The sequence below is a fragment of the Citricoccus sp. genome, assembly GCF_035445025.1.
Taxonomy (GTDB): domain Bacteria; phylum Actinomycetota; class Actinomycetes; order Actinomycetales; family Micrococcaceae; genus Citricoccus.
The window spans coordinates 1-11070 of sequence record NZ_DAOMPX010000064.1; the positions used below are offsets into that span (position 1 = coordinate 1).

Sequence of the window (11070 nt, forward strand, 5' to 3'; positions counted from 1 at the left end):
CCATGCTGACCCCCACCGCGCGCGGCCCGCTCAGCGAGTGCGTCCTGGAGTCCCTGCGCACCGGGGACACCTCCCGGGCGGCCGACGCCCCGGACGCCGGCAGTCCCGAGGACGCCCAGATCACCCTGTGGGCCCTGTACGAGCAGCACTACCGGGGCTTCGAGGACGTGGCGGGCGACCTGGAGTGGGACCCGCAGCTGATCGCGGTGCGACGGCGCCTCGAGCAGGACTTCGAGCGGGAGCTCCGCGCCCGGACCCCCGGGGTGCCCGAGCCCGGGAACTTCGCCGAGGACTTCTTCGCGTTCGTCGCCGACCACGACGGCCCCTCGCTGGCGGCCCACATCCACCGCTCCGCATCCGAGGAGCAGGTGCGGGAGTTCCTGCGTCACAAGTCGATCTACCACCTGAAGGAGTCGGACCACACCACGTGGGTCATCCCCCGCCTGTCCGATACCGTCAAGGCCGCCGTGATGGAGTTGCAGTACGACGAGTACGGGGGTGGCAACCCGCACCGGTTGCACGCCCACCTCTTCGCCCAGGGCCTGACGGCCAGCGGCCTGTCGGCCGAGTACGGCGCGTACATCGACGAGGTCCCGGTCGAGGTCCTCGAGCAGAACAACGTGATGTCCCTGTTCGGGTTGAACCGGCGACTCCGTGCGGCCTCGCTCGGCTTTCTGACCGCCTTCGAGGCCACCAGCTCTTCGCCGTCGCGCAAGATCGCCGGCGGGCTGGAGCGCCTGGGCTTCCCTGCGGAAATGGTCGAGTACTACACCGAGCACGTCGAGGCCGACGCGGTGCACGAGCAATTGGCCGTCCGCACGATCTGCGGGGCCCTGCTGGCCGAGGAGCCCTCCCTGCACGAGGACGTCTTCTTCGGCGCGTGGACCAGCCTGGACCAGGACGACCGCTACGCCCAGCGCATGCTCGGCGCGTGGGCCTCATGAGCGACGAACCGGGCAGGCTGCCGGGCCAGGGGCCGGGCATGACCCCGGGCCACCCGGACGTGATCTTCTGTCCGGGAGGCCCGATCCTGCTCCGCGGCGATCACGTGGTGCAGGACGAGGACGGCAACGAATATCAGACCACCCGGCCCGTCAGCGCCGTCTGCCGCTGCGGCGGTTCCGCCATCAAGCCGTGGTGTGACGGCACCCACAAGGTGATGCGCAGGCGCCCCGGCCGCTGACCGGCGCACCGACCGGCCCGCCGGGCAGCCTGAGGGGTCAGCGGGTGAGCCGCACGACCACCCCGCGGTCGAAGACGCGGGTCTCGACCGCGCTGACCGCACCGTCGGACCGCTGCCCCGCATAGGCGGCGATCAGCTCGGCCTGGGCGGTGTTGCCAAGCTGGAGCAGTGCGGAGCCCCCGCCGGCCAGGTGACCGACGATGAGGTCGGCGCACGTCCGCGCGAGGTCCAGGCCGTCGTCGCCGCCGTCGATCGCCAGGACGGGGTCCGCCGGGAACCGCGAGGTCTCCGCCGAGCGCACCCACGGCGGGTCCGCGATGATCAACGGGAACCGTTCGTCCTCACCGAGCGCCTCATCGATCCGGGCCAGCCGGAACTCGACGCGGGAACCCAGCCCGTTGGCGGCCGCATTCGCCACCGCGAACTCCCGGGCCACCGGGTTGACGTCGACCATGACCAGGTCGCGGTCGCCCTCGCGCACGGCGCCCAGTCCGATGTGCCCGACGCCGGCGCACAGTTCCAGCACCGGACCGGCGGGAGCGTCGGGGAGCAGTTCGGCCGCCCACTGCGACTGCGCCTCGGTCCACGGCCTGGGCTCGAGCACCCGGTGGTCGTAGGCGATGGAGAGCCCACAGAAGGTCAAGCGCGAGGCCGCCGCCGGCGACGGGTCGGAAACCTGGTTCATCACGCCACCCGGGCGAAGTCGAGAGTGCTCATCCATCTCATGATGTCAGACCGGGTCGGCGCTCCCCACCGGGAACCCGACACTGGCAGACCGCGGCGGATCTCGACGGATCTCACCGCCCGAACCCATCGCGCCGACCAGGAATCATCGCAGGATGGACGCATCAGGCCGGGAGGACCCGGGGAAATGTCCATCCTGGAATGAATCACCGTCTGAAGACGGGGCGCCCCATCCTCTCCCCCTGGCAAGGCATCAACCCGGTTGCGGATACGGCGTATCGCCGCGCTCCAGCATGCCGATCAGCTTCGCCACCCTGTTGGCCCGGCTGGCCGGGCTCGGCGCGGTGAGGACCCGGTGCAGGACCGCGTACCTGTTCTGGCCGTTCAGGGTGGCAAAGGTCTCCGCGGCCCGCGGCGACTCCTCCAGGGCTACGGCTAGGTCCTCGGGCATCTCGGCGGTCGCCGGGCCGGCATAGGCACGCTCCCACCGGCCGTCGGCCCTGGCGCGTTCGATCTCGGCCTGGCCGCGTGGTCGCATCCGGCCCGCCTCGGTGAGCGCCTGCACCTTGCCGATGTTGCGCTGCGACCAGAGCGAGGCCTTGCGCCGAGGGGTGAACCGCTGCCGGTAGGTCTGCGCGTCGACAGACTTCGCCTGCCCATCGATCCAACCGCTGCACAGTGCCTCGTCGAGGGCCTGCGCATAGGTCAGGGACGTCGGCGCGGTGGTCCCCTTCTTGGCCAGCAGCAGCCAGACCCCGTCCGCTTCCGACTCGTGCTCGTCCAGCCAGGCCCGCCAGGCGGCGGCGTCCGGCACGATGAGCGTCTCCGGTTCTCTGGTCATGGTTCCTCCGCATCCTCCCACCAGGCCGCCTGGAGTGCGAGATCCCCCGCCAGGTTGCCCTCCCCCGTGCGCCCGGCCCGTTCGGCCCCGGTGGTCCGCGCGTAGGCTTCGATCATGGAGCGCACCGAGGACGGCCGGTACATCGTGGTGGACGGCCGCAAGTGGCGCGCCACCGACCCCGAGCTGCGCGAGGAGACCGCCGCCCGCCTGCGCTCGCACCTGGGCAGGGCGCGCTCGGCGGTGCGCACGGCCGGGGACGAGAGCGCGAAGCGGGCCGCCCGGGACCGGGTCCAATTGGCCAAGGAGGGCCTCGGTGAGCGCGGTGACGCGTGGTGGGACCTCGAGGTGCCCCAACGCCTCGACCGCGCCGAGGACCGGCTTGCTCACCTGGACCGCCTCGCCCCGTCCTGAACGACCCCGTCCTGCACAGTCTCGTCCTGGGCAGCCCCGCCTTGCCCCGCTCCGTCCTGTCCCGCCCCGTCCTGAGTGGGTTGGGAGGCCCGGGCCGTCCGGCTCCAGCACAGCCCCACCTCCAGGTCGGCGTGGCCGGTGGCCCAGCCGTCACGGACCACGTCCTGCGCCATCGCCCAGGGATACCGGTCGGTGGCGCGGGGCATCAGGTGTGCCGCGCGGACGAGGTACCCGGAGCGGAGGTCCGCCATCAACGGGTGGCCGGGGCCAATGCCGTCCGGCACCTCCGGGACCACCGAGTCCAGTCCGCGGTCCACGAGCCGGCGCAGCACGCGCGCGGTGAACCGGGCGGTCAGGTCCGAGCGCAGGGTCCAGGACTGGTTGACGTAGCCGATGCAGAACGTCAGGTTCGGCACGCCGCTGAGCATCGCCCCGTAGTAGGCGTAGGACGCGGCCGGGTCAATGCCCACCCCGTCCACCGACGCCTCGATCCCGCCCAGCAACAGCACCCGCAGCCCCGTCGCGGTGACCACGACATCGGCCTCCACGATCCGGCCGTCGGCCAGCCTCACCCCCTCGGGTACGAAGCGCTCGACCTCACCGGTCACGACGCCGGCCCGCCCGGCCCGGATGGCCGCGTACAGGTCCCCGTGCGGGGCCACGCACAGACGCTGTTCCCAGGGGTCGTAGGGCGGGGTGAAGTGCTCGTCGACGAGGGCCTCGGACCCGGTGGCCGCGACGGCGCGACGCCTCAGCACGGAGCGCATCAGTCGAGGGGCCCGGCGGCAGGCGCGGTAGAAGCCCCACTGCATCGCGGCGTTCCTCGCGCGCATCACCCGGTGCGCCGCCGTCGGGGGCAGGAGCCGACGGGCCAGGCCCGCCAGCGGGTCCCGGCGCGGCAGGCCCAGCACGTAACCGGGCGTGCGCTGGACCATGGCCACCTGCGCACCGGCCTCGACGAGCGCGGGCACCAGGGACACGGCGGTGGCCCCGGAGCCGATGACCGCGATCCGGCGGCCGGCGAGTTCGAGGTCCTGCGGCCAGTGCTGCGGGTGCACGACGGTGCCGGTGAAGTCCTCGACCCCGTCGAAACCGGGATCGTGGGGGTGTTCGGCGTCGTAGTAGCCCGTGCAGGCGACCAGGAAGCGGGCCGTGTACCGCTCCTGCCGTCCACCGGCCGGCCCGGCGCGCACCGCACGGACGTGCCAGCGGGCCTCGTCGGTGCAGAAGTCCGCGCTGGTGACCCGGGTGTCCAGCTGGATGTGCTCGCGCAGCCCCGTGTCCTGGACGACCTGCTGCAGGTACTGCCGGATCTGCTCACCGCTGGCGATCGTGTCCCGGCCGGTCCATGGGTGGAAGGGGAAGGTCAGCGTGTACACGTCCGAGTCCGAGCGCACGCCCGGGTAGCGGAACAGGTCCCAGGTGCCGCCGGTCTCCCCGCGCGCCTCGAGGACCCGGACGGACAGCTCGGGGCAGGCCTCGCGGATCCGGTAGGCGGCGTTGACGCCGGAGAGTCCGGCGCCGATGATCAGCACGTCCACGGGTTCGGGGGTCATGGATCCATCTTCCCCGCCCCGGCTCACCCTGTCCTGCGGTCCTGTCCTGCGGTCCTGTCCTGGGCGCCTGACCGGCGGGTCTGAATCGGCGGGGTCTAGACCGGTTAGCGGTCAGTAACTAAACTGGCCGACGTCGCACCACTGTGATGCAGCTCACCGCAACGCCAGGAGATCGTCCATGACCACTCAGCCGACCGCCGCACCCTCTCAGGACCAGGGCCCGACCGACACCCCCCTGCTGGAGGAGACCATCGGGCAGAACCTGGCGCGCACCGTCGAGCGGTTCGGCGAGCGCGACGCGCTCGTGGAGGTCCAGACCGGCCGGCGCTGGAGCTACGCGGAGTTCGCGGCCGACGTCGCGCGCCTGGCCACCGGGCTGCTGGAGGCCGGGATCCGGACCGGGGACCGCGTGGGGATCTGGGCGCCGAACGTGGCCGAGTGGACGCTGGTGCAGTACGCCACGGCGCAGATCGGCGCAATCCTGGTCAACATCAACCCGGCCTACCGGCGCGACGAGCTGCAGTACGCGCTGACGACGTCGGGCATCCGCACGGTGATCGCGGCATCCTCCTTCAAGACCTCCAACTACGAGCGGATGCTGGCCGACGTCCGGGACGACTGCCCCGAGCTCCGGGACGTGGTCATCCTCGGCACCCCGGAGTGGGGGGGCCTGGCCGGTGCCGCCGCGGATGAGAACCGGCTGGCGCAGGTCGCGGCGGGCCTCAGCCCGGACGACCCGATCAACATCCAGTACACCTCCGGCACCACCGGGTTCCCCAAGGGCGCGACGCTCACGCACCGGAACATCCTCAACAACGGGTACTTCGACGGCGAGCGCGTGGAGTACACCGAGGCCGACCGCATCTGCATCCCCGTGCCCTTCTACCACTGCTTCGGGATGGTCATCGGCAACCTGGCGGCCACCACCCACGGGGCGGCCATGGTCATCCCCGCCCCCGGCTTCGACCCCGCCGCGACCCTGCACGCCGTGGCCACCGAGAAGTGCACGTCCCTGTACGGGGTGCCGACCATGTTCATCGCCGAACTGGGGCTGCCGGACTTCGAGTCCTACGACCTCTCCAGCCTGCGCACCGGTGTCATGGCGGGTTCGCCGTGCCCGGAGTCGGTGATGCGCCAGGTGATCGAGCAGATGAACATGACGGACGTGACCATCTGCTACGGCATGACGGAGACCTCGCCGGTCTCGATCCAGAGCTCGACGTCGGACAGCCTGGAGCGGCGCGTCAGCACCGTCGGGCGGGTGGGCGCCCACCTGAGGATCCGGGTCGTGGACCCGGCCACGGGCGAGGTCGTGCCCCGCGGCCAGGCCGGGGAACTGCAGACCCAGGGCTACGCCGTGATGAAGGGGTACTGGAACGACCCCGAGCGGACCGCCGAGGCGATCGACGCCGAGGGCTGGATGCACACCGGGGATCTCGGCGTGATGGATGAGGAGGGATACGTGCGGATCACCGGCCGGATCAAGGACATGGTGATCCGCGGCGGGGAGAACATCTACCCGCGCGAGATCGAGGAGTTCCTCTACACGCACCCGGACATCATCGACGCGCAGGTGGTGGGCGTGCCGGACGAGAAGTACGGCGAGGAGCTCATCGCCTGGATCCGCATCCGCGAGGGGGCAGCAGCCCCCACGGCGGAGTCCCTGCGCGAGTACTGCTCGGGCCGGATCGCGCACTACAAGATCCCGCGCTACGTGAAGGTGATCGACGAGTTCCCCATGACCGTCACCGGCAAGGTCCGCAAGGTCGACCTGCGGGAACAGGCCATGGAACTGCTGGCCGGGGAGCGCGTGGAGACCGAGACGGCGCGGAGCTGACCCACCCGGTCCCGGCGCCGGCACCGCCTCGGGCCGCGTCCGCGGAGCGACCGGTTACGGCGCTGTCCTGCCGAGCTGGGTCAGCAGCTCCATCGTGTCGACCACCCCGGAGTACTCCGCGATCCGACCGTCCGCGACGCGGTACATCGCGAACTCGGCGACGTTGGCGTGCCGTCGCGTCGGGGCGATGCCCCGGAACGCACCCCGGTGCGTACCGCTCCCCCGCAGGTGCACGGCGAGGCGGTCCTCCTCCACGATGAGCTGGATGCGGCGCCACCGCCAGTCGGGAAAGGCCTGGAAGAGGTCGGCCACGTCGTCCACCCACGCATCGGCGCCGCCCGGCAGGTGCGCACGCCGCACCGAGGGGTCGATGAACGACCGGATGGCCTCGAGGTCGTGCCGGTTGCACGCCTCGAGGTACTCGGCGTACCACTCACGCATCTCCCACGGCTCCATCCGGCCATTATCCGCGGCGCTCATCCGGCCGGCGGGTCGCCCGGACGTCACCGTCACTCGTCCAGGAAGATGTCCCGCTCGAGGGTCTGCTCCGGGCCGCCGTAGCGGGAGAGGTCGGTGACCCCGGCCTCAGCGAGCACCTCGTCGTCGATGAAGAAGTGGCCCGTGCACTCGCGCGGGTCCCGGGTGAGGATCTCGTGCGCGGCGTCGGCCATGATCTCCGGGATCCGGCTGCGGGCCACCACCTCCTCGCCCCCGAGCAGGTTGCGCACCGCGGCGGTGGCGATCGTCGTACGCGGCCAGAGGCTGTTGGCGGCAATCCCCTGGCCCCTGAGTTCCTCGGCCAGGCCCAGGGTCACCAGGGACATCCCGTACTTGGCGATCGTGTACCCCAGGTGCCGGCCGGCCCACTGCGGGTTCAGGTTCAGCGGGGGGCTCAGCGTGAGGATGTGGGCTGCCCCGGACCGGCCCAGGTGCGGCAGCGCGGTCTTCGCCAGCAGGAACGAGCCGCGGGTGTTGATGTCCTGCATCAGGTCGTACCTCTTCATCGGCAGGTCCGGGGTCTTCGACAGGTCGATGGCGCTGGCGTTGTTCACCACGACGTCGATCCCGCCGAAGCGTTCCACGGTGCGGGCCACGGCCTGCGTCACCGAGGCCTCGTCCCGGACATCGCCGACGATCGGCAGTGCCTGCCCGCCGGCCGCCTCGATGGCCGCCGCCGCCGTGTGGATGGTGCCCTCGAGCTTGGGGTGCGGCCTCTCGGTCTTGGCCAGCAGGGCAACGTTGGCCCCGTCCTGGGCCGCGCGCACCGCGATGGCCAGGCCGATGCCCCGGCTGCCTCCGGACATGAGGATCGTGCGGCCGGACAGGGTGCGGTGCGTGGAGTCGGTCATGGGATTCCTTCGTCGGAGGGTCGGGCGGTCGGCGGCGAGGGCGAAGCGGCCCGGGGCCGGTGGAGCCAGTGGAACGGGAGCAGGTGGAACGGAGGTCGGTGGAACGGGGCGAGGCCGGGTCCCATGGTGCACGTCACACCAGCGTACGCACGCCGGGTACGGTGCCGTCCGTGCGACGATGCGGACATGACGTCTATCGCCGCGGCGTTCCGCGCAGAAGCCGAGGACCTCGACACCCTGGTAGCCGAGCTGGACGAGGCCGGTTGGCGCCGGGACACGCCCGCCGCCGGCTGGACCATCGCCCACCAGATCGGGCACCTGGCCTGGACCGACGAGATGTCACTCCTGGCCCTGACCGACCCCGGCGCCTTCGCCGACCACGCTGCAGCCGTGAAGGGCAATTTCGACCACGTCAACGAGTCGGCAAGCGAGCGTGCCGCACGGGACCGGGCCCGGTTGCTGGCCGACTGGCGTGAGGGGCGCAGGCGCGTCGCCGATGCCCTGGACGCGGTCGATCCCGCCTCGACGGTGCCGTGGTTCGGCCCGCCCATGCGGCCGCGGTCCATGGCGACCGCCCGGCTGATGGAGACGTGGGCCCACGGCCAGGACGTCGCCGACGCCCTGGGGGTGCGGCGCGTGCCGACCGACCGGCTCCGGGACGTCTGCCACCTCGGCGTGCGCACCCGCGACTTCGCCTTCCGCATCAATGGCCTGGAACCGCCCGTCGGCGAGTTCCGCATCGAGCTCACCGCGCCCTCCGGGGAGGCCTGGACCTGGGGGCCGGAGGACGCCACCGGACGCGTCACCGGGAGCGCCGAGGACTTCTGCCTGGTCGTCGCCCAGCGCCGGGACCACCAGGAGACCTCGCTGGTCGCCGAGGGCCCCGCGGCGCGGCAGTGGCTGCCGATCGCGCAGGTGTTCGCCGGCCCGCCGCGCGGCCAGCGCGGCTAGTTCAACCCGCGCGGCCAGCGCGCGAAGGCCGGCTGAGGAGCCGACTGAGGAGCAGGGCGCACCGGTTCGGATCGACACGCGCGGGGGCTCCCCGCACATTGACCGGTCTGTCCCGGAGGCAGAGAATTTTCCCATGGGCGCTGTGATTGCCGCCGACTACCTGGTGGTCGGTGCAGGCGCCAGCGGGATGGCCTTCGTTGACGCCCTGATCGACCACGCCACTGTCCACGTGGTCATGGTGGACCGACGGCACGGTGTCGGCGGGCACTGGCTCGACGCCTATCCCTTCGTCCGGCTCCACCAGGCCTCGCTCTTCTACGGGGTGGCCTCGACCCGGCTCGGCGAGGGGCGCATCCAGGACAGCGGCCCCGAGGCCGGGCTGCACGAACGGGCCACCGCACCGGAGATCTGCGCCTACTACGTCCGCGTCCTGCAGCGGATGCTCGACTCCGGCAAGGTGGAGTTCCATCCGGGCTGCGAGTACCTCGGCGACCACACGTTCGTCTCCCGGGTCTCCGGCCGCCGGTTCGAGGTCGCGGACACCGCGCGCGTCGTCACCACCGATTACCTCGGCCCCGACATCCCGGCCACCACGCCGCCGACCTTCGGGGTCGGCGCCGGGGCCCGGGTCATCCCGGTCAACGACCTCGTCAAGGTGACGGAGGCACCCGGCCGGTATGTCGTCGTCGGGTCCGGGAAGACCGCGACGGATGCGTGCATGTGGCTCCTGGGCAACGACGTGGACCCCGGCGCGATCTGCTGGGTGCGGTCCCGCGAACCCTGGATGATCAACCGCGCCGCCCTGCAGCCGGACCCGGTGGTCTTCTACCGCTCGGCCGGGGACATCATGGCCGCGGGGGCCGCCGCGTCCTCCCCCGACGACCTGTTCCTGCGGCTCGAGGACGCGGGCGTGATGGTGCGCATCGACGAGTCGGTGACCCCGACCATGGCGAAGACCCCGACCATCGGGCAGTGGGAGGTGGACCGGTTGCGCACCATCGAGGACGTCGTGCGGCGCGGTCATCTCCGGCACGTGGACCCCGGGATCCTGCACTTCGACTCCGGGGACGTCCGGGTGCCCGCGGACAGCATCGTGGTGCACTGCGCCGCCTCCGGGCTGAAGTACGCCCCCGTGGTGCCGATCTGGCAGCGCCATGCCATCACCCTGCAGCCGGTCCGCGCGGGCTTCCCCTGCTTCGGCGCGGCCATCACCGGCTACGTCGAGGCCACCCGCGACGACGACGAGGAGAAGAACAGCGTCTGCCTGCCCTCGCCCCTGCCGGACACCCCGAGGAGCTGGGCCCGCATGCAGGTCCTGGGAGGCCGCGCGGCCGCGTCGTTCGCCTGCGAACCGGACATCAAGGCGTGGTCGGAACGCACCACCCTGAACCCGACCCGGATCCCGCCGGAGAGGGCGGGCGAAGCCGCCGTGCAGGCGGCCGCCGCCCGCTTCCGCGCGCACCTCGGGCCGGGGCTGGCGCGGATGGCGGAGCTGGCCGGCATGAGGGAGTACGCCGGCCCGGCCGCGGCCTGACGCCGCCTCTGGCCGTCGGCCGGTGGGCGGCCGGCGCGTGCCGAACGGCCCCTACGACGCGCGGCCTGCCGGTTCGGCGTGCAGCAGCCGGAACCGTTCGCAGACCACCGGCATGGTGGGCTCGAAGCCGCGAGGGTTCTCGGAGTGGTCCCGCCAGTAGCGCTCATGGATCGCACGCCAGGCGCGCAGCGTCCGGTCGCCCTCCCCCTCGGAGCGGGCGTGGTCCTCGTCGACCTCGTCGAACGGGACGATGACCACCTCCGTGGTCTCCAGGACCGCGCGCGGCCGGCCCGCGCCGTCGAGGATGATGCTCAGCTCACCCGGTTGCGGGACGGGTTCCCCGGTGGCCTCGTGGTCCCAGAGCGAGGAGGCGGTCCCGGTCTTCGTGCCGGCCAGCACCAGCTCGAGCAGTCCGTCCGCGTGCACCGGGGTGGCCCCGAAGGCCCAGGCCTGCGGCAAGCCGACCGGCAGCGCGGGCGAGGCGGCGCGGGCGCGGTCCCAGAACGAGCGGAGGCCGGCGTCAGTTCGACTGGTCACGTGCTCCACCGTAGTGGAACCGCGCGGCGGTGCCTGCGGCCACGGCGGTGCACCGGCTCCGGGCAGCCGTCGGGACAGGGGCCGGAAACGCAGGGAACCGGCCCGCCTGGCGGCGAACCGGTTCCCTGTCGTGAACTGTCTGGTGGAGCCTAGGGGAGTCGAACCCCTGACCTTTTCATTGCGAACG

12 protein-coding genes are annotated in these 11070 nt (G+C 72.0%); 6 read left to right on the top strand and 6 right to left on the bottom strand.

Annotated features, from left to right (window positions below; genetic code table 11):
* Both PLJ28_RS13580 and PLJ28_RS13585 read left to right on the top strand, forming a co-directional pair.
* A partial coding sequence (locus PLJ28_RS13580; RefSeq protein ID WP_183528962.1) for an iron-containing redox enzyme family protein occupies positions 1-944 on the top strand: 944 nt, incomplete at its 5' end.
* The gene (locus tag PLJ28_RS13585; protein ID WP_221243759.1) at positions 941-1183 is read left to right on the top strand and encodes a CDGSH iron-sulfur domain-containing protein; all 243 of its coding nucleotides are present in this window, start codon (positions 941-943) and stop codon (positions 1181-1183) included. The genes PLJ28_RS13580 and PLJ28_RS13585, both read left to right, overlap by 4 nt.
* A 37-nt stretch (positions 1184-1220) precedes the next feature.
* On the opposite strand, the gene PLJ28_RS13590 is transcribed toward PLJ28_RS13585, so the two are convergent.
* The gene (locus PLJ28_RS13590; protein WP_183529472.1) at positions 1221-1868 is read right to left on the bottom strand and encodes a methyltransferase; all 648 of its coding nucleotides are present in this window, start codon (positions 1866-1868) and stop codon (positions 1221-1223) included.
* A gap of 252 nt (positions 1869-2120) precedes the next feature.
* Positions 2121-2708 (bottom strand): YdeI/OmpD-associated family protein, encoded by a 588-nt coding sequence (locus tag PLJ28_RS13595; protein ID WP_183528964.1) that lies wholly within the window; start codon positions 2706-2708, stop codon positions 2121-2123.
* 114 nt (positions 2709-2822) lie between these two features.
* Between PLJ28_RS13595 and PLJ28_RS13600 the strand changes: the two genes are divergently transcribed.
* Complete coding sequence (locus PLJ28_RS13600; protein WP_324590243.1) at positions 2823-3119, top strand: biopolymer transporter Tol; 297 nt, start codon at positions 2823-2825, stop codon at positions 3117-3119.
* On the opposite strand, the gene PLJ28_RS13605 is transcribed toward PLJ28_RS13600, so the two are convergent.
* The gene (locus PLJ28_RS13605; RefSeq protein WP_183528968.1) at positions 3092-4675 is read right to left on the bottom strand and encodes a flavin-containing monooxygenase; all 1584 of its coding nucleotides are present in this window, start codon (positions 4673-4675) and stop codon (positions 3092-3094) included. The two genes, PLJ28_RS13600 and PLJ28_RS13605, sit on opposite strands and share 28 nt — an antisense overlap.
* 178 nt (positions 4676-4853) lie before the next feature.
* Here PLJ28_RS13605 and PLJ28_RS13610 point away from each other — a divergent pair, with 178 nt between their 5' ends.
* A complete protein-coding gene (locus tag PLJ28_RS13610) occupies positions 4854-6512 on the top strand; it encodes an AMP-binding protein (RefSeq protein ID WP_183528970.1) in 1659 nt (552 codons plus the stop codon).
* Positions 6513-6566: 54 nt separating this feature from the next.
* On the opposite strand, the gene PLJ28_RS13615 is transcribed toward PLJ28_RS13610, so the two are convergent.
* Complete coding sequence (locus PLJ28_RS13615; protein ID WP_255459695.1) at positions 6567-6953, bottom strand: ester cyclase; 387 nt, start codon at positions 6951-6953, stop codon at positions 6567-6569.
* 68 nt (positions 6954-7021) lie between these two features.
* Complete coding sequence (locus PLJ28_RS13620) at positions 7022-7861, bottom strand: SDR family oxidoreductase (RefSeq protein WP_183528974.1); 840 nt, start codon at positions 7859-7861, stop codon at positions 7022-7024.
* A gap of 186 nt (positions 7862-8047) precedes the next feature.
* Here PLJ28_RS13620 and PLJ28_RS13625 point away from each other — a divergent pair, with 186 nt between their 5' ends.
* Positions 8048-8812 (top strand): TIGR03084 family metal-binding protein, encoded by a 765-nt coding sequence (locus PLJ28_RS13625; RefSeq protein WP_183528976.1) that lies wholly within the window; start codon positions 8048-8050, stop codon positions 8810-8812.
* Between the two features lie 133 nt (positions 8813-8945).
* Positions 8946-10346: an NAD(P)/FAD-dependent oxidoreductase gene (locus PLJ28_RS13630; protein WP_183528978.1), complete on the top strand. Its 1401-nt coding sequence runs from the start codon at positions 8946-8948 to the stop codon at positions 10344-10346.
* A 51-nt stretch (positions 10347-10397) separates the two neighbouring features.
* Here the strand turns inward: PLJ28_RS13630 and PLJ28_RS13635 are convergent, their stop codons facing one another.
* Positions 10398-10883 carry an ASCH domain-containing protein gene (locus PLJ28_RS13635; protein ID WP_183528980.1) on the bottom strand — a complete coding sequence of 162 codons (486 nt, stop codon included), beginning with the start codon at positions 10881-10883 and terminating at the stop codon, positions 10398-10400.
* Positions 10884-11070 lie beyond the last annotated feature (187 nt).